Annotated in this window: 19 protein-coding genes; 4 read left to right on the top strand and 15 right to left on the bottom strand. The window is 43.5% G+C overall.

Going from position 1 to position 23,504, the window contains the following annotated elements:
* Positions 1-11 precede the first annotated feature (11 nt).
* The 5 genes from VMX18_00095 to secA form a co-directional block, all read right to left on the bottom strand.
* Entirely contained in the window at positions 12-1,127 is a 1,116-nt protein-coding gene (locus VMX18_00095) for a sigma factor-like helix-turn-helix DNA-binding protein (GenBank protein HUT21794.1), read from the bottom strand.
* Between the two features lie 250 nt (positions 1,128-1,377).
* Complete coding sequence (locus tag VMX18_00090; GenBank protein HUT21793.1) at positions 1,378-2,112, bottom strand: gamma-glutamyl-gamma-aminobutyrate hydrolase family protein; 735 nt, start codon at positions 2,110-2,112, stop codon at positions 1,378-1,380.
* Positions 2,113-2,163: 51 nt separating this feature from the next.
* On the bottom strand, positions 2,164-3,087 hold the full coding sequence (secF, locus tag VMX18_00085) for a protein translocase subunit SecF (protein ID HUT21792.1): 924 nt from the start codon (positions 3,085-3,087) through the stop codon (positions 2,164-2,166).
* 17 nt (positions 3,088-3,104) lie between these two features.
* Positions 3,105-5,105 (bottom strand): protein translocase subunit SecD, encoded by a 2,001-nt coding sequence (secD, locus tag VMX18_00080; GenBank protein HUT21791.1) that lies wholly within the window; start codon positions 5,103-5,105, stop codon positions 3,105-3,107.
* A 115-nt stretch (positions 5,106-5,220) separates the two neighbouring features.
* Positions 5,221-7,992: a preprotein translocase subunit SecA gene (gene secA / locus VMX18_00075; protein ID HUT21790.1), complete on the bottom strand. Its 2,772-nt coding sequence runs from the start codon at positions 7,990-7,992 to the stop codon at positions 5,221-5,223.
* Positions 7,993-8,155: 163 nt separating this feature from the next.
* On the opposite strand from secA, the gene VMX18_00070 reads away from it, so the two are divergent.
* Entirely contained in the window at positions 8,156-9,163 is a 1,008-nt protein-coding gene (locus VMX18_00070) for a hypothetical protein (protein ID HUT21789.1), read from the top strand.
* A gap of 57 nt (positions 9,164-9,220) precedes the next feature.
* Here the strand turns inward: VMX18_00070 and VMX18_00065 are convergent, their stop codons facing one another.
* From VMX18_00065 to VMX18_00025, 9 genes are all read right to left on the bottom strand, one after another.
* Positions 9,221-9,628, bottom strand: a complete 408-nt coding sequence (locus VMX18_00065; protein ID HUT21788.1) for a hypothetical protein — start codon at positions 9,626-9,628, stop codon at positions 9,221-9,223.
* 63 nt (positions 9,629-9,691) lie between these two features.
* Positions 9,692-10,762: a hypothetical protein gene (locus VMX18_00060; protein HUT21787.1), complete on the bottom strand. Its 1,071-nt coding sequence runs from the start codon at positions 10,760-10,762 to the stop codon at positions 9,692-9,694.
* A gap of 43 nt (positions 10,763-10,805) precedes the next feature.
* Entirely contained in the window at positions 10,806-11,282 is a 477-nt protein-coding gene (locus tag VMX18_00055; protein HUT21786.1) for a membrane lipoprotein lipid attachment site-containing protein, read from the bottom strand.
* 264 nt (positions 11,283-11,546) lie between these two features.
* The gene (locus tag VMX18_00050) at positions 11,547-12,785 is read right to left on the bottom strand and encodes an FAD-dependent monooxygenase (protein HUT21785.1); all 1,239 of its coding nucleotides are present in this window, start codon (positions 12,783-12,785) and stop codon (positions 11,547-11,549) included.
* A 99-nt stretch (positions 12,786-12,884) separates the two neighbouring features.
* Positions 12,885-13,535 (bottom strand): hypothetical protein, encoded by a 651-nt coding sequence (locus VMX18_00045; protein ID HUT21784.1) that lies wholly within the window; start codon positions 13,533-13,535, stop codon positions 12,885-12,887.
* 110 nt (positions 13,536-13,645) lie between these two features.
* Positions 13,646-13,948 (bottom strand): ribosome-associated translation inhibitor RaiA, encoded by a 303-nt coding sequence (gene raiA / locus VMX18_00040; GenBank protein ID HUT21783.1) that lies wholly within the window; start codon positions 13,946-13,948, stop codon positions 13,646-13,648.
* A 452-nt stretch (positions 13,949-14,400) separates the two neighbouring features.
* Entirely contained in the window at positions 14,401-15,378 is a 978-nt protein-coding gene (gene murB, locus VMX18_00035) for a UDP-N-acetylmuramate dehydrogenase (GenBank protein ID HUT21782.1), read from the bottom strand.
* 228 nt (positions 15,379-15,606) lie between these two features.
* The gene (gene murC / locus VMX18_00030) at positions 15,607-17,004 is read right to left on the bottom strand and encodes a UDP-N-acetylmuramate--L-alanine ligase (protein HUT21781.1); all 1,398 of its coding nucleotides are present in this window, start codon (positions 17,002-17,004) and stop codon (positions 15,607-15,609) included.
* Between the two features lie 39 nt (positions 17,005-17,043).
* Positions 17,044-17,724 carry a class I SAM-dependent methyltransferase gene (locus VMX18_00025; protein HUT21780.1) on the bottom strand — a complete coding sequence of 227 codons (681 nt, stop codon included), beginning with the start codon at positions 17,722-17,724 and terminating at the stop codon, positions 17,044-17,046.
* A 98-nt stretch (positions 17,725-17,822) separates the two neighbouring features.
* Between VMX18_00025 and VMX18_00020 the strand changes: the two genes are divergently transcribed.
* Entirely contained in the window at positions 17,823-19,397 is a 1,575-nt protein-coding gene (locus tag VMX18_00020; GenBank protein ID HUT21779.1) for a tRNA uridine(34) 5-carboxymethylaminomethyl modification radical SAM/GNAT enzyme Elp3, read from the top strand.
* A gap of 184 nt (positions 19,398-19,581) precedes the next feature.
* Positions 19,582-21,786 (top strand): FecR domain-containing protein, encoded by a 2,205-nt coding sequence (locus tag VMX18_00015; GenBank protein ID HUT21778.1) that lies wholly within the window; start codon positions 19,582-19,584, stop codon positions 21,784-21,786.
* Between the two features lie 64 nt (positions 21,787-21,850).
* On the opposite strand, the gene xerA is transcribed toward VMX18_00015, so the two are convergent.
* Positions 21,851-22,669, bottom strand: a complete 819-nt coding sequence (xerA, locus tag VMX18_00010; protein HUT21777.1) for a site-specific tyrosine recombinase/integron integrase — start codon at positions 22,667-22,669, stop codon at positions 21,851-21,853.
* 183 nt (positions 22,670-22,852) lie between these two features.
* Here xerA and VMX18_00005 point away from each other — a divergent pair, with 183 nt between their 5' ends.
* Positions 22,853-23,194: a hypothetical protein gene (locus VMX18_00005; GenBank protein HUT21776.1), complete on the top strand. Its 342-nt coding sequence runs from the start codon at positions 22,853-22,855 to the stop codon at positions 23,192-23,194.
* The last annotated feature ends 310 nt before the right edge of the window (positions 23,195-23,504 follow it).

Raw genomic sequence — 23,504 nt, 5'->3', positions numbered from 1 at the left:
TTATATTTTCATTATTTCAGCAAGAATTTATTGCCTTCGCCTTTCACAAACTTGTCTTTATTTATCAGCGAAAGGTAAATCGTCGATTTATTAACCAATCTTTGCTTGAGCACAGCTTCGTAAATCGCGTCCTTTTCCATCGGTCCGCTTTCTTGCAGAATCTTCTCGATAACGTCCGCGACCGTTCCCGTGTGATACCCCCAAGCCTTGAGCGCGTAGATGCCTCGGCCCACCAAAGTGTAGCCTTCATTGGCGATCAATTCATTATGCACGGTGGCCGAACAAATATTTTTTCTGTCAAAGCCGGCCGAATTGATTTTTTCCGCGACTTCATTGAAGTGCAGGGGTTTATTGGAGCTCAAAAAAACGAGATAGATTTTTTCCGACAATTTTTTCGGCTTGATTTCAGGCCAATGGGCAAGTCCCCATTGATCCAAAATATTGTTCTTCACTTTTTTGCTGAGATTCAAATAGCTTTGCAAAATGAAAGACAGATTCAAGCCGTCGTCCGCGTATTTTGACAAATACTTATCATAATGCGCGGCATTGGAAACGACCAATTCATGATTGCTCAAGTGGTCAAACAATTCCTGCGAAGTGAACGGCTTTTTATTCTCTTCGAAATGAGAAATCAAATTATTCAATAATTCACTAATGTGATCGACGTTCAGATCCGCTTGATGCCAATGACTGTGAAAATCGCCGTTTTCGGATCGATAAACGATCGTATCGATCAATTTGTCGTAAACAAACAAAACCGCGTTTTCATTGTATTGTTCCAAATCCAATTGATTCACGAAATTGTCCAGCAAAGATTGCTCCAAGACGGCTCCGCCGTTTCTTTCAACATAATTCAACAGATCTTCCTCGATCATTTGGATCAATTCTTTCTTGGTTTCGCTGGCTTTCAAAAGTTTTTTGATGCCTTCATTTTCAATTTGACGAACTCTTTCTCTGGTGATGTTGTATTCATCGCCGATTTCTTTCAAAGTTTCGCCTTTTGACAGCTCTTTGAGCAACTGATTTCTGCGAATCAAAACATCCTTCTCTCTGCCGGGAAGCTCTGAAAACAGATTATCAAGCAACTGTCTGACCGCTTGTTTATTTTTTACGCTATAATCCACCATAAATGATAATGAAAGCCGGACAAGCCTCAACTATAATTAAATAGTTAAAGTAATGTTATAAATTAATATAATTATATAATATCATCTTTTAGGATTAGTGTCAAGCCCTTTCAGATAAATTCACAAAACCGACTTTTTGTCTAAATTTAGACAATTGAGCAAAGCGACAATCACAATTATCCTTTTGATTATACAACTTAGCAATTTTTCAGGAATGAGTCAATCAAAATTACCAATGAAAAAAGCCCGTTTATAAAGGCCTTTTTTTTGCATTTTCTTCGACTATTTTCTTGAAATTTTTCAATATACGCATCGGTTCGGTTACAAGCGGCGCGTTATTTGAAATATCGTCTATTTCTTCCTGCTTCGCATACCCCTTGTTGAAATAAAACCTCAATCGCTCCAACATGCCTTCTTTTGACAATTCGGAATGAAATTGAAACATATAAAAATTTTTATTCGGGAAAGTAAAAGCTTGAATCGGACACTTTTTAGAATAAGCCAATAACACCGCGTTCTCCGGTAAACGACTAACGCAATCCATATGTCCGATCACGGCGTCAAAAGAATCGCTCAGACCTTCAAAAATGGAATTTTGACTGCCTTGCTCCGTCAAAAATATTTTAAAAACTCCGGCCTCTTTTTGCTCGTTATCTTCTATCACTTCTCCGGCAAAGGCGGCGGCCGCCAGCTGCATGCCGAAACAAACACCCAAAACCGGAATATTCACCGTCAAACAGTGATTCATGAAGGCTTTCAATTCTCCCAAGAATTCAAGTCCCTCCTCGTTATAAGCGGAATAATCACCGCTGCCTCCGATGATCACGGCGTCATAGCCTTTCACGTCCGCGGGCGATATTGTCTTTTTTCCAAACATGTCATAAGAAACAAGTTCTTCTTTTTCCAAACCCAAACCGGCCAAAAAACAATCATATTCATGCTCCTTCATTTTATCTTTTCTTATTTGAACAAGAAGTATTTTCATAAAAGCTTTATCAACTTAAAAAACAGCGCCAATCGCCATTTTTTAATATTTTTATTGATTTCTTCTGGTCATCAACTTCTGCCAAACCACCAAAAGCGGACTGGCGATGAAAATCGATGAATAGGTGCCGGACAAAATGCCGATCATCAGAGCCAGAGCGAAATATTTGATTGACATGCCGCCGAAAATGAAAATCACCAACAGAACAAGCAAGGTGGTCATAGAGGTATTCAATGATCGAACAAAAGTGGAGTTAACGCTGTCATTGACCAACTTTTCAAAATCGCTTTTGCCGAATTTGGCCAGATTTTCCCTGACGCGGTCAAAAACCACAATGGTGTCATTGACCGAATAACCCAGAATGGTCAAAAGCGCGGCGACAAAAGGCAAGCCTACTTCGATATTGGCGAAATGTCCTAGCACGGAAAAAACGCCCAAAGTGATTAAAATATCATGAAACAAAGCGATGATGGCGATCACGCCGTATTTCCAGGAAGCGATCGGCCAAGACACTTTTCTAAACGCCCAGGCTATATACAATACTATGGCGACCAAAACGAGCAGTACGGCCAGCACCGCCTTTTTCTGCAATTCCGCTCCGATCGACGGTCCGATGGATTCGAATCTCAATTCTTCCACGTTTTGACTGTCGCCGACATTATAAGATTCTTTCAATTTGTCCAAAACAGCCTGATGATTTTGTTCATCATCGACTTTCATTCTGATTAATAAACCGTTATCTCCCGATTGCTGAACAATAACATCTCCTTCGAGATTCAATTCAGCCAATTTGGTTCTTACGTCTTGGCCCGTTGGTGTTTCAATGCCATTGAATCTGGCTTCCAGCAAACTGCCGCCCGTAAAATCGATGCCCGGCTTGAGCCCCCAAGCGATCAAACTCAAAATGCTGAGCAACACCAAAACGCTTGATATCGACAGGTATATTTTTCGTTTTTGAATTATCTGTTGTTTCATAAATATTTTGTGAATTATCAGCTCCTTTTTTTAACTCCGAACAGCCACAGCACTTTGGATTTATTTTGATTTTTCGGCGTAATGAACACCTTCAAGAACTGTCTGGTAATCACAATGGCCGAAAACATGCTGACCAAAATACCGACACTGAGCGTAATGGCAAAGCCTCTGATCATGCTGGTGCCGAACCAAGCAAGAATAAAACAAGTGATCAAGGTTGATAAATTGCCGTCGCGAATGGAAGACCACGCGCGTTTGAATCCTTCTCGAATGGATAAATCGAGCGGTTTGCCGTCTCTGACTTCTTCTTTCATGCGCTCAAAAATGAGCACGTTGGCGTCCACGGCCATGCCGATCGACAGCAAGAAACCGGCAATGCCCGACAAGGTCAAGGTAACCGGAATGTATTTGAATAAAAACAATACCAGCACTCCATAAACAAGCAACGCGATAACCGCCAAAAGTCCGGGCAGTCTATAGAAAAGAATCATGAACAACGCCACGGCGATAAGGCCGATCATGCCGGCAAACAAACTTTTATTCAATGATTCTCCGCCCAGCGTCGCGCCCACGGTCTGTTGGCTGACCAATTGCACGGGAACCGGCAGAGCGCCGGCATTGAGCCGCTGGGACAAAAGTTTGGCTTCCTGGATGGAAAAATTGCCGGAAATCACCGCTCGCCCGTCGCTAATCGCTTCGTTGACTCGCGGCACGCTGATTGGAGAATTATCCAAATAAATGGCCACGGGGTTGCCCACGTTGCGTTTGGTGATCTCTGCGAATAAAGTCTTCCCTTCATCATTGAATTCCAGACCCACCTGCGGAGCGTTGGTATTGGGATCAAACTGCACGCTGGATCGCTTCAACTGCTTGCCTGACAAACCGGTATTCGCCCATTCCTCAATCGGCGGCACATAATCCGATTCGCTTTGAGTTTTTATTAAAATCCTGGCTATTTTGAATTCCGGCTCCACGCGTTCGCTTTTTTTATAAATAAGATGATAACCATAGTCGGTTTCCACAATATCGGAAATTTGACCGTCGGCCAGATTAAAAGCCGCTTTGGCAAAAGGCTCGACCATCATTTCTTCGCTGAACCAACCGAGATCTCCGCCGTTTTCTTTTGAACCTAGATCATCGGAATTGTCTTTGGCCAGCTGGGAAAAATTCTCCGGCGCGGCCTGCGCTTTTATTTCCTCAATTTTGGCTTTGGCCTCGTCTTTTGAAATATCTTGCTCGCAATAAAGCGCGTCTTTGTAGCAAATCAAAACATGAGCGGCGTCCACTTCCTTAGGTCCGTCTCTTTTGTCCAAAACTTTCACGATATTTATGCCATCGGGATTTTCCACTGTGGATGGCGCCGTCTCACCGACGGACAAATCCTTGACCAATGGATGAAATTCGGCGTAAAAACTGTTCTCCGAAACATAGCCGATTTCGCCGTTATTATTTTTGGTATCCTCATCTTCGGAATAATTTTTCACCAATTCATTGAAGTCTTCTCCGGCCAAAGCTTTTTGCAAAACTTCGTCCGCCCTGGCTTTCGCGTCCTTATTGTAGGCGTCCATTTGTTGTTTTTCTTCCGCGGTCAGATCTCTGGACTTTTCCGTGTTTTGTTCTTTGAATTCCAAAAGCGGCGTGTCGCCTATTCTGCCAATCGCCTCTTTAACGTCTTTTATGCCGGCCAATTCCACGATCACTCGCCATTTTTCTCCGGAACGATTGACTTGCACCAAAGGTTCGGACACGCCCAGATCATTGACTCGTCTTTCAATAACGTCTCTGAGTCCTTCCATCGCGGCGCCTTCTTCGCCCGCTTCGACACCAGAAACATCGGCCTCATAAACCAAATGAGTGCCGCCTTGCAAATCAAGACCCAAATGAAAATCCTTGGTATGAAATTGTCCGATCGAATTGTTCGCCAAAGCCGGAAAATCCACAATCGCCAAAAACATGGCGAGAATGATTATAACACCGACGAAAATTCGTATTTTTGTTCTGCTTTTTATCTTGGACATAGCATTTAACTTATTAGCGCGGAAATTTTTAATAAATAAATTGATTAAACGGTGAAAACATTATAGCCGAATCTTGCGCGGAGCGCAACCCGAATATGCGCATAATGTAAATCGATTATCCTCCGCAACATTTCTTAAATTTTTTGCCGCTGCCGCAAGGGCACGGATCGTTTCGGCCGACTTTGTTGCCAGATGCGTCGCGCGTCTTTTGCTTGACCGGGTTTGATAGCTGGCGTCGAGCGGTTTTGTACGGATCGTTCATTTTGTCCGCGGAAAATGTCGAATTCGAAGAGCCGGCGACCTTGGACGGAGCGCTCAAAGAAACGTTTGGCGATTGCATCACGCCGGGCGTTTCCGGTTTTATCAGACCGACTTTGAAAATACTGCGCGCCACCTGCTGGCCGATCATGTTTTGAAGTTGTTCGAACATCGATCGACTTTCTTTTTTATATTCGATCAATGGATCCCTTTGCCCGTAGCCGCGCAATCCGATGCCGGTTCTTAGACCGTCCAAAGCGTCCAAATGATCCACCCATAAATTATCAATACTCCTGACCAATATTTCTTTTTCAATGACAGGCATGCTGATCTCAACATCTTTGCCCGCCTCATTTATTCTTTCAATCAAAGCGTCATATTGCTTTTTAGCCGACTTCTGCAAAAATTCAATAATAGCCGTGCGAGCCATAGCGTCATTTTCGCGATCGCCCGCCGTTTTTTCCAAGGCGGAGAGCTGTTCGAAAAGATCCGGAGTCGTCGGGAACATGGTTTTGGCGGTCTCGGCTATTTCCTTGATGTCCCACGCGCTTTGCGCCTCGCCGGCCGTATGAAAAGAAACCAATTGTTCGATCTCGCCATCGATCATTTCAATAACGATTTCTCTCACCTTTTCCGGAGACTCGACCGACTCGCCTAGGATGTAATTTCTTTTGCGATAAATAAAATCGCGCTGTTTATTCATCACGTCGTCGTATTCAACCAAATGTTTTCGAGTGTCGAAATGATAACCTTCGACTCTGACCTGCGCTTTTTCCAAGGCGCGGCTGATAAATTTATTCTCAATGGGCATGTCTTCGGGAACTTTAAGCGTTTGCAAAATGGATTTGACCCGCTCGGAACCAAAAACTCTCATCAAATCATCTTCCGCGGAAACGTAAAACTGAGAAGCTCCGGGATCGCCCTGTCTGCCCGCTCGGCCTCGAAGCTGATTGTCTATGCGCCTTGATTCATGCCTTTCCGTGCCCAGCACGAAAAGACCACCGGAATTTTTTACCTTTTCATATTCCTCTTTATCGAACGGAACGCCGCCCAAAATAATATCCACGCCGCGGCCGGCCATGTTGGTGGCCACGGTGACACCGCCGCTTTTACCGGCCTGCGCGATGATGCTGGCTTCTTTTTCATGATTTTTGGCGTTCAAAACCTGATGAGGCACGCCCGCGGCCGCCAACAAGCCGCTCAATATTTCATTTTTTTCAATCGAAATAGTGCCAATCAAAACCGGTTGGCCTTTTTCATGAAGCATTTTCGCTTCGTTGACGATGGCTTTGAATTTACCCGCTTCCGTGGCGAAAATTCGGTCCGGATCGTCTTGCCTGATCATTTTTTTATTGGTCGGAATGGATAAAACATCCAGCTTGTAAATTTTACCGAATTCTTCGGCTTCGGTTTCGGCCGTGCCGGTCATGCCGCTCAATTTTTCATACATTCGAAAATAATTCTGAAAAGTGATGGTGGCTAAAGTTCGGCTTTCTTTTCTGACCTCCACCCCTTCCTTGGCTTCAATCGCTTGATGCAAACCTTCGGAATAACGGCGGCCTTCCATCAATCTGCCCGTGAATTCATCTATAATCACGATCTCCCCGTCTTTTATCACATAATCACGATCATTTTTGAATAACGCCATGGCTTTCAGCGCTTCTTCCAGATGATGCACCATTCTTATGCCGCCTTCGGTCCAAACATTGCCGAGACCCAGCATTTTTTCTATTTTCTCAATGCCTTCTTCGGTCAAGGTCGCCGCTCTCATTTTTTCATCAATGTTGTAATCTTGATTTTCAATCAATTTCGGCACCAGCTTGGCGAATTTATTATATAGATCAGCGGATTCTTCGGCCGGCGCGGAAATAATCAACGGCGTTCTGGCTTCGTCGATCAAAATGGAGTCGACTTCGTCGATAATGGCATAATTAAGTTCTCGCTGAACTTTTTGTTTGATATCGGAAACCATGTTGTCGCGCAAATAATCGAAACCGAATTCATTATTCGTGCCGTAAACGATATCGGCCGCGTAGGCGTCTTTTCTGGAAACGGGTCTTAGAAATTTTTCTTGCACTTTATAAGCGCCTTTGGCGTCTCTTTGTTCATCCGCTTCTTTTTCTCCGGAAAAATTCTCATCATATAAAAAAGCGCTGTCATGCTGGACGCAGCCGACCGAAAGACCCAAAAAATCATAAACCTGCCCCATCCAAACGGTGTCCCTTTTCGCCAAATAATCATTAACCGTAATGACATGCACGCCTTTGCCGACCAATGCGTTCAGATACACGGGCAAGGTGGCCGCCAATGTTTTTCCTTCTCCGGTTTTCATTTCCGCGATCTTGCCCTGATGAAGCACCATGCCGCCGATAACCTGAGAGTTGAAATGCCTCAGCGACAAAGACCGCCAAGCGGTCTCTTTTACGGTGGCGAAAGCTTCGGGTAAAATGTCATCAAGCGTTTTGCCGCTTGCCAAAAGAGCCTTGAAATACGAAGTTTTATTCTTCAGCTCATCATCGGTCAAGACGGACAACGCGTCCCCGAAAGAATTGACAGCGTCAACAATCGGCATCAATTCATCAATGACTTTTTTATTCGGGTCTCCTAAAATTTTCGTGAAAATTGACATAAATCATTTGATCAAGACAGCCGGTCGCCAGATCCGATTTGGAACCTTGCCGGCTTTAAAATCTATTTCATCTTAACACTTTATCCGACAAATTTCAAACACCCGGTCAAAGACTTTACTTTTGGGCGAGAAAATGCTAAAATTCAATAAATATAACAAATATATGGCTTTAAAAGACATCAGAAAAAAATCCGTTCCAACGGCTTTAATCATAACGGCCATTATCACTTTGGCCATTTTCGGATACTCGATTTGGAAAATCGCGGGCAAAATAAAACACGCCGGCGATCAAGATCAAACGAATTCCATTGAATTGAAAAATGAATCACCGGAACATTTCAACGATGATTTCACTCAAAACGCGTCTTTGGATCTTTCGGCCGCGACCGACGAATCAACGGAGGCCATGTCCGATATATCCAAAATCGCGGCAGGACATTTGGATGCCGGGGCGGAATTGGAATACCTGCCGCAAAGCGGCGACTTCGGGGCGTGGAATGACGCCATCCTGATGTTTTACAAAGCGCAAGGCTGCGTTCAATGCGAATTTTACGGCAAAGTTCTGGCGCCGAAAACCGCCGGTTACAAAGAAATAGCTTTTCCCGCATTTCACCAATTCGACAACGAAACCGTGGACAATATCGGCATCGTTTCGGTCATGTTCACCAATATCGATTTTGATCGTGAAAATGAAATCATTATCTTGACCGAAGGTTATAAAAAAGGACCGAGCGGCTGGTCGATTTACAATACGGCCGTGCTGGATTGGCAAAAAACGGAATTCAAACCCATAACCAAATTGGAAAATTATTTCGGCGAACATTGCCAAGATGCGGACTGCGTGAAACAATTGCTGGAAACTTATTTTAATTTCGTCAATACTTACACGATCGACAACGAAAATATTACCGCGGATTTAATCATCGCTTTAACCGACCAAGGCGAATTAACCGGCCGATGGGACGCGGTCTACGGAGCCGGCCATACCTGCGAAGTCAATGCGCTGATTGAGCCGTCGTCTCCGAACACCGCTTCCGTGGCAATAAACGACAAACAAATAGCGGAGCTGGCAATTGAAAGCGGCAAAGCCAATTTGAATTTTTTGACGGACATGTCTCAATTCGATTGCGGCAGTGAGCATCCGGATGAAGTGTCGCTCAGGAAAAAATAAAGAATCGAGATAAAAAAAGAAGTCCCGAGCGGGGCTTCTTTTGCATTAAAAAATATCTTATACCTTTCGAAACGGCTCCAAGGTTAGCACTTCATCCGCGTCAGCTGTGTCAATCAACTCTCTTCTAGTCAATATTTCAACCAATTTTGTCAATTTCTTATCTTCTTTCCTCATTAAAACAACATAATCTCCACGCAAATCAGCGAGTTTATCATCGAGATAATCTTTAGTAACCATCTGAGCTTTTATATTATTCACGTCAGATTTCAACTCGCTGACATCGGATTTCAGCTCGCTGACATCGGATTTCAAATCACTGACGCCAGCTCTTAGCTCGTCAAACTGGGGATTAATATTCTGCTCAATTACTTCCACTATCTCATGCCTAAACCTACCAAAACCTTGATCAAGCCTTTCGTCTATTTTCTCCCCTATTTTTTGTAAATCCTTGTCGTCTAAAGCCATAAATTTTATTATTGTTCTAATAATATTTTAGAGTTAAAAAATCGCCATGTCAAATAAAAAACATCACGCAAACTTTAGCTGTTTTTTAAACTGACGAATCGGTTTAAGTTTATTTAAAAGCGGAGTAATATCGATGATTCGCCGCGGATCATCTTTTTGAGAAGCCGATAATTCCTCATATTCTCCTTTTTCCAGACCGCCGGCCTGTGAAGCGTAATCAAAGGGCTTATGGCCAAGCAGACCAACCACCAAAACATTTCGTTGAGTGCCGTAACTGCTGACCTCAATCGGAAGAAGCGCTATCCTCTCAATCCAAACTCTGCCTTCTTTATTATAGGCCATCTCCCATTCAATCGAACTCCCCTCGAGCAGCGCCGGATACGTTTCATAAGTAACATCATCTGATTCGCGCACGCTCGTGGGAATTTTTTTAAAATCAGGCACAAAGGAGCCGGGGAAATCGTCGTCCAAGGATTCGAAATAATCGCCGGCATCCTCCGCTGTTAAGCTGCCCGGCAAATAACCTTCTTTTAGAAACGGCCGCAAGCTTTCCATTTCAATATTTTCGATTTCCTTTTCGTAGGTATCGTCGCTGAAGTCATCGCCCATGCTTTTCCTGATATCATCTGAATGAAATCTTCCAATAATATCGGCAAAAATATCTTCGGGCTCGGTCTCCAGCTCGTCTAGAACTTTTTGCAATTCGGGCACGAGCTTATTTTCATATCCATAAGTGGCGCCATGCTTTCCCTTTTTATACCTGTAAGACTTTTCTTTTTCCTCCAGCCCCGTTGCCGCGCACCACGATTTATTGGAACTCGATTTGTAAACAAATCTGGGTATCAATTTTCCGTCTCCCTTATCCGATAATATCACGGTCATTAAACGATTGGCTCGCTTCGAACGCAAAACTTTGGAAACGTTGAATTGGAATTCTCCGATCGTTAACTGTTTCTTCAATTCAACCCACGGACAATCCAGCAAAAATTGCACGTACTCTGTCTGACCCCTTTCCAGCGCCTGATCCAAAAACTCTTGGTGAGTTTGCTGACGTTCAGCCAAAGGATTCTCTTTTTTCGGCATTGAAGGCATTGGCTCTTCTGCTGATTGTTCTCGAAAAAATGGAAAAATCATAACTCAGTTTATATTTCACTATAAGCGCCTGCAATAAAACGTTCTATTTTAATATATCCTCTCCGTAAAGCTCAACCAAGCGGCTGTCATCGGTGACGCGAACAAAACTGCTGTCCGTTTTTTCGAAAAACAATATGGATAATTGTCCGCCAATGTTGGGGTCCAGCACAATATTATTGTCGGGATCGACCAATAATGTCGTGGCCGGCGTTTCAATGTTATTTTGTTCTTTGTATTCTTTGTTTCGCAAATAATTTTCGTAATTGGGATGCTCGGCGGACGGCTTCGGATCCAAAGCGACCCAAACGGTATCAGCGGGGACATAGACGGTCGGATCTTTCAAAAAACATTGCACACAAGAAACATTTTCCGTGTCCGGACTTTCGAAAACCACGAATTCTTTCACCAATTCGCAGGCTTTAATCTCGCGCTCGGTAGCGCCGGCCATGCCATTGTCGGACTGATTGCCGCAGGCGGTTAAAATGAACAAGAATGAAATAATTAAAAATATTTTCTTCATACACGTTACAAATAATTACTTCTAAATTAGCTAGCCTTGGAGTTATATTATTACACCTGCCGGCAGGTCTTCGACTCCGCCCTCGGCCGTGAGCTCGGGCCGAACGGAGGTCTGACAACCTCGTCACTCAGACTCGAGGAGCAGGCAGGAATGGTTACAAATTATTTCATGCGAACAATTAATTTTATGCTACCAATGGTCAAAAAGAAAGTCAATGTTTTTATTTTAACTGTAGTGCCGCTTTTGATAAAAAAAACGCTTTTTTTAATAAATAATATCCATCAACACATACAGAGCGTATTTGGCGGCCTTGGTGAAATTTTTCGGCGTAATCGCTATTCTCGCAAGACTTTTGGCATTGTCTTTGCTGTCGCAAAAGTGGGCGAGAAAATCATCTTTATGTTCGGCTATCAAATCATACATTGAATGAAATGTCCGATCCCTTTTCATTCTATTCCATAGCCAGCGATAAAATTTCTGTTTCTTGTAATAAGTCATCAATTTATTAAACTTTTGCATTTCATCTTTGAATTTCAACAAACTGGTTTTATTGCCATTCAAATGCGGGGGCAACAACTTGGCCGCCACCTTGCCCGATAACACGGCGCCCTTAATGCCATCGGCGGCGAAAGCGCCGCAAAATCCAGCCGCGTCTCCCAAAAGTAAAACATGTTCGGTAAATATTTCAGGCAGAACTCCGCCAATTGGAATCAAACTGCCGAAAGTGGAAATCGCCTCGCTTTCCGCTTTGACAATTCCTTTATTTTTTAAAATCTCAATAAAAGCGTCCAGCTTTTTCAAATCTTTGATATCTTTTTCCAGCTTGGCCAGGCCAACTCGGAAAGCGGGACGGCCGTCGATGATTGTCGGCGACAGCCAGCCGCCATATCCCAACGAAAACGCGCCGAACCAAAAATGATAAACGGTGGCTTGCGGATTAGGACCGAAGCATATATTCCCGTAAAATACTTTTTCCAAGCCGGCTAAAAATTTCTTGTTTTGCGAGAGACGGGCGTCTCCGGCGGCGACTCTGGAATTCGCGCCATCGGCGCCGACCAAAAATTTGGCCGCGACCTTGTATCTTTGTCCGTCCTTTTCATATTCCACCTCAACCGGATATTTTGAATCGTTCTTGATCGAAAATGAAGAAAAAACAGCGGCCTTTTCGATCCGCGCGTTGTCGGGAACGGTTTCAGCCATTTCGGAAATCAACGAGGGCGTGTCCGTCGAATAAATCCAAGGCCGGTCATTGCTGGAAAAAAAATGTTTATCATAATCCGGCGAGAAGACGCCGATTGTGGTGATTTTATTCGGTATGAATTTATCAACGTCAACAAAACCGGCCAAATGGTCCCTGGTCGCTTGCGTGATCAATCCAGTCGATTCAAAATTGGAACGAAGCGAAGCTTTTCTCTCTATAATTAAAATTTTATAATCCTCGGGTAAATGATGAGCCAGACTCAGACCCGCAAAGCTCGCGCCTATAATAATTATGTCATCCATATAATTGCCAGTATAACAAAAAAATTGAATTATTCAATCGATTCCTATCTCAACAAAAAACAGCGAAGTAATTCAAAAAAGCAGTCATGTGAGACCGCTTTAGAACACCCATTTCTCGCTGCGGAGCCACTCGAAATAGTGATTCATCTCGAGGGCGTTTTTGATTTCTCTGTTTGCGAAAAACAGAACCATGCGCGGGCCGCTGTGCGCGATCCTAAGCAAGGGGGTCTCCGCCTCCATGCAGGCCAGCACTTCTCCATCAATCGCCGCTTTTGCGTTTCGTCTGTACAGACTTTCTCTGGCCATCGCAACCAAGGATTTTTCAACATCCTTTGGCGGCGCATAACGGCAATTCAAGGAATACACCTGGACCGCTAACTCCTGCAAAATGATAGCTATCATTACAACGTCACACTCAAAGATCATCTCCAATTCCAGCTTCTTTCCTTTTTTCCTCGCGCCGTCGAACGGACGCCAAGTAAACTGGCCAGACGAATGTTCAGACATATAGACGATGAACATCGGATCCAACAAAATGGAGTATGGCGTTCTGACCCGACGTATCATGTAATCGGCCAGGGCTCGCTCGTCCGTGGAGAGAAACTGTAATGGATAGATGAAACGAACCGCGTGTTCAATCCCCCTATCGCAAAAGTCATCCCAGAATCGACAGAGACGCTTGCTGACGCTCTGACCTCCGGGACCATCGGCAACGTCATCGGACATCGAAATCTTAATGGACTCTTCCATGACACTCCCCCTTTCAAGTTCCGAGCTTCGAATCACACAACAAAAATATCATTTAAAATTTACTGCTGTCAAAAAAAAGACGCCTCACGGCGTCTTAAAAGAATAATTTGTTAAACATTCATCTTCCCTTTATATTTTTTCAATTCTCTTTGCATTCTGTCTTTGGCCTTATTGATGGCTTTATACAAATCATCAAGCTCTTCTCTGGCTCTCAGCAAAGTTTTCGGCACGCTCAAATTTATTTCGCAAAAAAACACATCCCCTTTTTGGTGGTGATTGGTGGTTTTGCCCACCTCCACGTCAGCCTGGTCGACGCGGTCGAAAAACTTATCGAGCGAACCGACTTTGTCAAAAACGTAGTCTTTGATCGCCGGGGTTAAGTCCATGTGGGTCGATTTGATATTGATATGCATATACGTTACGAATTATTGCGGCTATTATGCTAGCCTTGGTTTATTGTTTATGTTTTTATTACGAATGATTACAAATACATTTACGTTCACGTTACGAATTATTAATTCTAATTGGCTAGCCTTGGCGTTGTATTTATTACGAATAATTACAAATACGTTCACGTTACGAATTACAATCCGCTATTAAGCTTCTAGGTTATCTGTTACGAATTACAATCGCCTATTTGGCTTTTAGGTTATTTGTTACGCCTGCCTGCTCCTCGAGTCTGCCTTCGACGGCCCTGAGGGGCCGCTCAGGCCCTCGAAGGGAGCGACCTCGCCACTCGGCCGTGAGCTCGTGGCCGAACGGGAGTCGAAGACCGGCAGGCAGGAATTACAAGATTCTCAGGATTAAAGCTATAGGTAAATGTAATTCATAACAATGCTCCATGATATGTGATACGTGTTATGTGCTATGTGTTACGTGATACGTGATCCATGAATTCCCCGACTTTCTGCACTTCTTCTTCAAGCTCGACTCCGAATTTTTCCTTAACTTCCTTCTTCACCATCTCCATCAATTCCATTATATCACGAGCCGTGGCATCCTGGCTATTGTAGATGAAGTTGGCGTGTTTTTCGGAAACTTTGGCTCCGCCGATCGAGCTGCCCATCAGTCCGGCTTCCTGAATGAGGCGCGCGGCGGGCAGTTTCCCGTGAACTTCCCAGGCTTTCAATTCTTCAAATTTATCGTCAAAAATGGCATTTTTGAAAGTGCAACCGGCGCTCGGACATTCATACGGCTGTTTGGCCAGACGGTCGGCCAACTCTTTTTTGACCGCCTCTTGCCGCTCCTTGATGTCGCCTCGGCTGGACAGCAATTTGAAAACGCCTTCGGCGATAATCAATTCAGGTCTTTTTTTAAAAACACTGTCGCGATAAGAAAATTCGCAATCTCCTTTGGATAACAATTCCAAAGAAACTTCAGCGCCGTCAACGTTCAACGCCTCAACTTGATAAACGAAATCTCCCGCGCCTTGGCCGTAAGCTCCGGCATTGCCTCTAATGGCTCCGCCGACCGTGCCCGGAATATTGGCCGCGAATTCCAAGCCGGCCAAACCGCTCGAGATCGCTTGGCCGATCATGGCGCGCAGATTATTGCCCGCAAAAACCCTGACTTGATTTTCAAAAATTTCAATATCGCCTTCGGTCATTTTTATCACCAAACCTTTGATGCCGCTGTCGGAAACCAAGAGATTGGAGCCGCCGCCGAAAATGAAAAACGGCAAATGAGCTTTTTTCGCGGCCGACAGTACTTTATGCAAATCCGCCTTATTATTGACTTCGCAAAAATACTCAGCCGGTCCGCCGACCTTAAAAGTCGTGTGCCGCGACATGGGCTCATTTTCCAAAATTTCTATATCCGGCAGTAATTCTTTTATGTTGTTCATGTGATCGGTGATTAATATATTGTTTCATTGTTACTAATTACAAAATTCTATTTAGCTTTCATGTTATTTGTTACGAATTACAATATTCTATTTAGCTTTTAGGTTATTTGTTACGTATTACAAGATACTCAGGATTAAAGCTATAGGTGAATGTAATTTGTAACATATATTAATCGGCCTACCGGGTTATTGTAATTCGTAACAATGATTCATGTTATGTGATACGTGTTACGTGTTATGTGCAATGCGCCCGGCTATTTTATAAATATCCCCGGCGCCCATGATCAAAACCACGGAATCGTCATCAATATTTTGCTTGATCAATTTCAAAGTCGTTTCCAAATCTCCGGAATAAAGAACATCTTTAAATTCGGAAATTTTTCGTTTATTGACCGCTTCGACCAGATCTTCGGAACTGATGTCATTGTCAGATTCATCTCTGCCCGTCACATCGAAAATTTCATTGATGATAATGGTTTCATTTCTGTCTTTGGGCAACAAGCTGGCCACGAAATCGTCGAACAACTTTTTGGTTCGGTTATGCTGATGCGGCTGAAACACTATTATTTTATTTTTCCCCGGATAAAAATCTTCCACGGCCTGGCGCGTAACTTCAACAGCCGTCGGATGATGCGCGTAATCGGAAATAACCAATGGATCGCGACCGACGATTTCCAGACGGCGCCAAGTCCCTGAAAATCCGGCCAATGCCTCTTTTATCTTCATGATGCTCAGATTCAATTTCAGACAAAGCGCGATGACCGCCAAGGCGTTGGAAATGTTAAATCTGCCCGGCACTTTCAATTCAAAATCTCCCAAATCATTGCCGTTGAACTCCACGCGAAAAACCTGCTTGCCTCCTTCGATTCTGCAATCTTTGGCGACCACGTCCGCGTCTTCGCTGAACCCGTAGGAAATGACTTGGCACTCGGGCATGGCCAATTTCTTTTGGTTTTCATCGTCTTTATTTATAACCAGAATATCATCTTTGTTTTTTAATTTATTGATATACTGCTGAAAAACGGACAAGATATGATTGATATCGCGAAAATAATCCAGATGATCTTCTTCGATGTTGGTTAAAACTATGGCAAACGGATTTAAGGTCAAAAAATGAGATCGATACTCGCAGGCTTCGACCACCAAAAAGTCGGATTGGCCGGCGCGAAAATTGCCGTCCAACGCCGGAGAAAGCGAACCCAAAATCACGGTCGGATCCAGGCCTCCGGCCAGCAAAGCGCCGGATAACATGGCCGTGGTCGTGGTCTTGCCGTTGGTGCCGGAAACGGCGATCGTTTTGTATCGCAAAGACAGCAGACCCAAAAATTCATTGTAGCCCATTTGAGGGATATTAAGCTCAATGGCTTTTTGCCGCTCCGGATTATCTTGTTTGACCGCGGCGGAATGAATCAACAAATCAATGCCGGCGGAAATATTCTCAACTTTTTGATCGTAATTTATCGATACTCCTCTTGTCTCCAATTCCGCGGTGATTTCCGAAGACACCAAATCCGAGCCGACGACTTCTTTTTTCAAATTCAAAAAATAACGAGCCAGAGCGGACACGCCGATGCCGCCGATGCCGGTCAAATACACTTTTTTTATTTTATTCAGATCGATTTCCATAATGAAATATTAGCAGGAAAATTCCGGATTGACAAAAATTTAAGTGGCCGCGGCCGCGGTTTGCCGCGATTCTTTTTCCACGAATGATTTGACTTCCACTTTTCTGGCGACGGTTACCAAATTATTGCCGAATAAAAAATTGGTTCGCTGGCCTTTTGAAAAATACAAGTTCAGCTCCAAATTAAAATCTTTCAACTCGGCTCGCGCGGTTCTTTTCGAAAAAACATAATAAACCAATTCGGCCGCTTCCCCCCAATTCGTGATGACCGCGTCATGATCATGTTTTGAGCGCCACCAAGATTTTTTGTTTTTCAAATTCAGCATGTTCCAATTGGTCATTAATAAATAACCTCCGGGCTTTAGCGCTGAATAAACTTTATCCAAAACGATTTTTCTCTCGGCTTTATTGAAATGATTCAACACCGCGACCATGAAAATCAGATCGAATTTTTCATTGGCGTCAAAACTTAAAATGTCAGCTGTCGCGAAATTTTTATCGGAATTTTGTTCTTTGGCCAATTTGATCAATTCTTCATTGACGTCAAGGCCGAGGTAATCGACATTAAAACCGTCAAACAATTTAACCAAACGCCCGTTACCGCAACCCAAATCAAGAATTTTTTGTCCGTTCTTTAAGTATTTTTTAAAAATCAATAATTCCGGCCACAAATATTGACGCGTGGCTGAAAATTCCGAGGCAATGTTTTTATATCCCTGCATATTTTAGTTACGAGATGCACCTGCCTGCCGGCCGGCAGGCAGGTACATCTCGTAACCTTTTATTGACTTTTAACTAAAATTACCATAAAATTAACCTGATGTCAAAAGATTTATTGAACAACTTATTGCGAATTTTGCTTGAGAAAAAACCGAAAACTCACGCCAAACTCAACAAAATCAAAAGAAAATTCGCGCGCGACCATCGAATCAGCGACTTGTTCACCAACGCCGAAGTTTTGAATTATTATCAAAATCTCCTCGTAAAAAAGGAACTCTCCAAAGATTCAACACTGCTCGCTCTTTTGAAAAAAAGAGCCATTCGCACGCTCTCCGGCGTGGCGCCGGTCGCGGTTTTGACCAAATCCGAAAAATGCCCGGGCGAATGCGCTTATTGTCCGAAAGAAAAAGACATGCCGAAAAGCTATTTATCTAACGAACCCGCGGTCATGCGCGCCATTGCCGTGAAGTTCGACCCGTTTAGACAAGTCAAAGTCCGAATCAAAGCTTTGGAAAACAACGGCCATGAAACGGACAAAATCGAATTGATCGTCATGGGCGGCACTTGGTCTTGTTTGAAAAAAAATTATCAAACGCGATTTATCAGACGCTGTTTTGACGCGGCCAACGGCAAAGTCTCCGCTGACTTGGCGGACGCGCAGAAATCAAACGAAAAAGCCAAGCATCGCATCATTGGTCTAACACTGGAAACGCGGCCGGACTTGATTGATGAAAAAGAAATAAAAAGATTTCGCGAACTCGGTTGCACCAAAGTGGAAATGGGCGTTCAATCCGTTTTCGACGATGTTTTAAAAAAAAATAAACGCGGCCATGGCCGAAAAGAAATCATTGAAGCCACCAAACTGCTCAAAAACGCGGGCTTTAAGGTGGTTTATCACATGATGCCGAACTTGCCCGGCTCGACTTTAAAAAAAGACCTTGGCGTGTTCAAGGAAATTTTTTCCAATCCGGATTTTGCGCCGGACATGATTAAAATTTATCCTTGCGTGGTGGTCAAAGGCTCTTTGCTTTACGATTGGTGGAAAAAAGGGAAATTCAAACCTTATTCTACCTCGCAATTAATTGATCTTTTGTGCGAAATAAAAAAACTGATTCCGGAATATGTCCGCGTCATCAGATTGATCAGGGACATTCCGGCGGAAAGCATTGAGGCGGGCAATAGAATCAGCAACTTGCGTCAGTATTTGATCGAAGAAATGAAAAAGCGCGGAGCGGCCTGCAAATGCATTCGTTGCCGAGAAGCGCGGGAGAAAACTTCAGCCGTAAAAAACGCCAAATATTTCGTCAAAAAATACAAAGCTTCAAAGGGAGAAGAATATTTTTTGCAATACGCTTCTTCAAACAAAAAAACTTTGTACGCTTTTTTAAGATTGCGACTGCCGGAAAAAAATGAGCATTTCATCAAAGAATTGAGCGAGGCGGCTCTAATCCGCGAAGTCCACACTTACGGGCAAATGGTGCCGATCGATGAAAAGTCAAAAAAAGCCGCTCAGCACCTAGGTTTGGGCAAAAAATTGATTTTCGAGGCTGAAAAAATTGCGAAAGTGCTAGGATATGATAAAATGGCAGTGATCTCCGGCATCGGCGTGCGGGCTTATTATCGCAAGCTCGGCTATCGGTTGGCGGGCAACTATATGTCAAAAAAGTTGAAGTAGCTTTTTTTCATGAATCATGAAACAAAAGAATATGAGACAGAAAAACAGAGAAACGATAATATTCGTAGCCTCCAAGAGCCATGTTTTAGTAGGATTAGTAGAATATTCGTAGTTTCGTAGCCCCCAAGTTCTATTTTCCGGTTTCAATTACCCATTACTCATTACTTCTTAACATAAAAAAAATATGCCAAAAGTCTACTCATCTTATTCCTCGAAAGAAAACAATTACTACAAAAAACCGTTTTACAAATTAAAAATCTTCTACATCGCTTTGGTCGTGGTCGCCTTTGTCGGCGGATTCGTGATCTGGTCGATCGCCAAAGAACCGGCGGCGGTCCAGACCAATATCATTTCAAACGACGAGGAATCCGCTACCGAATACCAAGCGGTGATCAATTATTTGCGCGGAGAAGCCGAATATCAGACCGCGGCCGATCAGCCGTGGCAAAATTTGAGTTTCACTCAAAAAGTCGAAAAAGGAACTTCAATTCGAACCAAATCAAACAGCAAGCTGGAATTGACTTTCTCCGACGGCAGTTTGGTGCGGTTGGATGAAAACTCGGCTTTAACCGTTCAAGAATTCAACGCCGCGGACATAATCATCAATCATATCGCGGGCAACGCCTATCATCGCGTCAATCCGGACAGCACGGCCATTTACCAAGTTTTCATCAACGGCGACGAGGTCACGGCTTTGGGCACGGCTTTCAACACTTACAATGAAAATAAAGATTTGACCAAAATCACGGTCATTGAAAGCAAAGTGAAAGTGAAAGTTTACAAAGACAGTCTTTTGGTGAACATGAAAAACGTGGAGTCGGGCAAACTCTGCGTCATTGACAAAACAAAGTCGGAAGAGAACATGGTGGAAACCAAAGACGCGGACAAAAAAGCGCTTTTGGAAAACGACTGGTTCAGCTGGAACAAGGACGAGGACTCGGCCAAAGAATTGAGCTTGGGATTTTTCGAAGATGATATCAAATTAAAAGTCACCGAGCCGAGCGACGCGGAAACGACCACTGATGAAGACTCGTATTTGATCAAAGGCGAAGTCGATAAAGACGCCACCTTGAAAATCTCCGGCGTCGCCGTCTCTCATGAAGATGAGCAATTCGAGCATGAGGTTTCCCTTTCCGAAGGAAAAAATGAAATAGAATTGACCGCGGAGCTCGACGGCGAAGAGACAAAACAAACCATTACCATAACTTACGATAAAGAAGCCAAAGACGAAATCGGAGAATTCAAGCTCTCGACCTCGGTCAATGACGATAGCGTCAAATTAACATGGACGATCGCGGACAAAGACACTGACAAAGGTTTTAAAATAGTCAAAAGCTCGAAAGAAAATCCGGCCTTTCCGGCTGACGAAAATAAATATATCACCCAAAGCGACGCGCGAACATATACATGGACGGACATTGGCGAAGGCACGTATCATTTTCGCGTCTGCGTTTATCAAAGCGACGGCAAATGCGAAAATTACACCAATGACGCTTCGGCCGCGATCGTAAAAGAAGAAACGAAAACCGGCTCTATTTCTCTGACCGGTTCCGCCGATGGAACCACGGCCAAGCTCAGCTGGACAACGAGCGATCTTGACGCCAGCAAAGGTTTCAAAGTGGCCAAAGGGTCAAACGCCAATCCGACGTATCCGGGCAATGACGCTCAATATTTATCCGATAAAAATACCAGAAGTTATTCATGGACCAATCTTTCCGCCGGCACTTATCATTTCCGCGTCTGCGAATACACGGGCTCGGGCTGCGGCGCGTACAGCAATGACGTGACCGTCACCATTGCCGAGCAAAAACCGACGACCACCGGCTCGATTTCTTTAACCGCGGTGGCGGACGGCAACGGCGCGGGCCTGACCTGGGCAACCAGCGGACTTGACGCGGCCAAAGGATTCAAAGTGGTCAAAGGCTCTACCGCCAATCCGACGTATCCGGGCAATGACGCGCAGCTTGTTTCCGGCTCATCTTTTACCTGGATGAATTTGCCGGCCGGCACTTATCATTTCCGCGTCTGCGAATACACGGGTTCGGGTTGCGGCGCGTACAGCAATGACGCGACTGTCACCATCACCGGCGATGAAGTCCAAGAATCGGGCTCCATTTCCCTATCGGGATCTTCCTCGAACGGCAAGGCGAATTTGAGCTGGTCGACCAGCGGCAATCTGAATTTCGACAACGGCTACAAAGTCGTGTTCGCAGACACGGCAAATCCCGTTTATCCGGGCAATCAATATCACTACATTTCCGACAAAACGGTCAAATCCGACATTTGGTCAGACCTTGAAATCGGCAAAACTTATCATTTCCGCGTCTGCCAATATTTGGGCGGCAGTTGCGGGGTTTATAGCAATGATGTGATGGTGACGATACAATAAATCAATTATCAATATAACCTAAAAACAGCCAATTCGGCTGTTTTTAAAATTAAATCCGGAAATTTCAAAAATCAAACGGGCTTTTAATATTTCTCAAATTAGTGGAAGTTACTTGAGTGTAAATCTGCGTTGTTCTGATATTTTGATGTCCCAAAAGCTCCTGAACGTAGCGAATGCTGACACCGTTTTCCAAAAGATGCGTGGCAAAGCTGTGACGCAGAGAATGAAAAGTGGCGTCTTTTTTTATTTCTGATTTTTTCAAAGCGTTTTCAAATACTTTCTGCGCGCTGCGTTCGGATAGCTTCCCTCCCCTTTCGCTTTCAAAAACCAAGTCGTCTTTTCCTTTTCCGGCGGTTAAATTCAGCAGATCATTTTTCATTTTCTCGGGAAAGATCGTTATGCGGTCTTTTCTTCCCTTTGCCTGCTTTAGGTGGATGGTTAAATTATCAAAATCCATATCCTTGACTTTCAAGCTGATCGCTTCGCTCACCCTCAATCCGGCGCCGTATGATAATGAAATTAACAGCCGGTGCTTGGCATTGGAAATCGGATTTATCAGCTTATTAATCTCTTGTCTCGATAAAACAATCGGCAGTTTTTTTGACCTTTTGGCGAACTTGAGGTCAATCTTTTGCGGGGATTTAATGATATCGCGATAAAAAAATTTGATTGAATTGAGGTGTAGATTAATGGTCTGGGGCGAATAACCTTTTTCCTGCTTTCTTAAAAGATATTCTTTTATCCTATCAATATCCACTTTCTCAAAATCTTTTTGGAGATAATTAAAAAAATCTTTCAGGCACAAAAGATAGCTTTTAATGGTTTTCAGGCTATAATTTCTCAGCCTCAGCTCGTTTTTAACATCATCCAAATATTTTTGCATAATGTTTTGGGAAATGATATTATTTATGTGAGATTGCTTATTTACATATTACCAAATATTCGCATAAAAGACCATAACTCGTTTTTATCAACACTATTAAACACATAAAAACGAGTTATATGTAATCGGACTACAGCGGGCTAATTAGATAATTTTATTAATACCAATAATTTTAATGATACTATGAGTGAATATAAAGGAGTAATCGTTGAAGAAAGTTTAGAGGACAATAGAATTCTCAACGATTTTAAAATTATTGAATTTAGAATATCAAAAGAAGAAAATCCAGCTGACAGATGGCATCTTTATACTGTTCAGGTTTCCAAAGAGGATATTGTTCGACTTTCCAAAAATATCAAACAAAAATGGTATATGCACTTTTGGAAAGGTCGAAATGTTATTGCAATTTTTAAGGATAAAAAATTTGAGTTCAATTTTGATGATAAATCTACATGGAAACCTGTTGTTGAATATGGTTTATCTTTAGGAATTCCAAAAGAACAGCTGGATTTTCCGATTGATTGACGCCCGCCTTCGTCCGACTTCTTCGCTCCACTTCGTTACGCTCGACCACGCTGCGCTCTCATTCCGCTTCGCTCCATTCGGGACATATAACAGCGCTTAGAAGAGAAATGCCTCAGCTCGGCATTTCTCCAAATTTTGTTCTACGAACAAAACTTCTTCTAATCCCGATGTTATGTGAAATATTTTTTAATTTTTTTGCTACCATAGAAAAAGACCGTCGGGGTTACCAACGGTCCTGGGTTGAGGATCTGCTTGTAGTGTTATTCTTCTTCGGATTTGGAGTCCGTGGATGACCAAGGAAAATCATGAG

The sequence above is a fragment of the Candidatus Bipolaricaulota bacterium genome, from assembly GCA_035528115.1.
Classification (GTDB): domain Bacteria; phylum Patescibacteriota; class Patescibacteriia; order UBA11705; family DATKZF01; genus DATKZF01.
This window is presented reverse-complemented; position numbering and strand designations above follow the sequence as displayed.

Excerpts from the sequence above, each read along its gene's own strand:
- VMX18_00050 (HUT21785.1), bottom strand. The coding sequence starts at position 12,785 with ATGGATGACATAATTATTATAGGCGCGAGCTTTGCGGGTCTGAGTCTG.
- raiA (HUT21783.1), bottom strand. The coding sequence starts at position 13,948 with ATGCATATCAATATCAAATCGACCCACATGGACTTAACCCCGGCGATC.
- VMX18_00065 (HUT21788.1), bottom strand. The coding sequence starts at position 9,628 with ATGGCTTTAGACGACAAGGATTTACAAAAAATAGGGGAGAAAATAGAC.
- secF (HUT21792.1), bottom strand. The coding sequence starts at position 3,087 with ATGAAACAACAGATAATTCAAAAACGAAAAATATACCTGTCGATATCA.
- murC (HUT21781.1), bottom strand. The coding sequence starts at position 17,004 with ATGGAAATCGATCTGAATAAAATAAAAAAAGTGTATTTGACCGGCATC.
- VMX18_00095 (HUT21794.1), bottom strand. The coding sequence starts at position 1,127 with ATGGTGGATTATAGCGTAAAAAATAAACAAGCGGTCAGACAGTTGCTT.
- VMX18_00090 (HUT21793.1), bottom strand. The coding sequence starts at position 2,112 with ATGAAAATACTTCTTGTTCAAATAAGAAAAGATAAAATGAAGGAGCAT.
- VMX18_00025 (HUT21780.1), bottom strand. The coding sequence starts at position 17,724 with ATGCAGGGATATAAAAACATTGCCTCGGAATTTTCAGCCACGCGTCAA.
- murB (HUT21782.1), bottom strand. The coding sequence starts at position 15,378 with ATGAACAACATAAAAGAATTACTGCCGGATATAGAAATTTTGGAAAAT.
- VMX18_00060 (HUT21787.1), bottom strand. The coding sequence starts at position 10,762 with ATGATTTTTCCATTTTTTCGAGAACAATCAGCAGAAGAGCCAATGCCT.
- secA (HUT21790.1), bottom strand. The coding sequence starts at position 7,992 with ATGTCAATTTTCACGAAAATTTTAGGAGACCCGAATAAAAAAGTCATT.
- secD (HUT21791.1), bottom strand. The coding sequence starts at position 5,105 with ATGTCCAAGATAAAAAGCAGAACAAAAATACGAATTTTCGTCGGTGTT.
- VMX18_00070 (HUT21789.1), top strand. The coding sequence starts at position 8,156 with ATGGCTTTAAAAGACATCAGAAAAAAATCCGTTCCAACGGCTTTAATC.
- VMX18_00055 (HUT21786.1), bottom strand. The coding sequence starts at position 11,282 with ATGAAGAAAATATTTTTAATTATTTCATTCTTGTTCATTTTAACCGCC.
- xerA (HUT21777.1), bottom strand. The coding sequence starts at position 22,669 with ATGCAAAAATATTTGGATGATGTTAAAAACGAGCTGAGGCTGAGAAAT.
- VMX18_00005 (HUT21776.1), top strand. The coding sequence starts at position 22,853 with ATGAGTGAATATAAAGGAGTAATCGTTGAAGAAAGTTTAGAGGACAAT.
- VMX18_00020 (HUT21779.1), top strand. The coding sequence starts at position 17,823 with ATGTCAAAAGATTTATTGAACAACTTATTGCGAATTTTGCTTGAGAAA.
- VMX18_00015 (HUT21778.1), top strand. The coding sequence starts at position 19,582 with ATGCCAAAAGTCTACTCATCTTATTCCTCGAAAGAAAACAATTACTAC.
- VMX18_00045 (HUT21784.1), bottom strand. The coding sequence starts at position 13,535 with ATGGAAGAGTCCATTAAGATTTCGATGTCCGATGACGTTGCCGATGGT.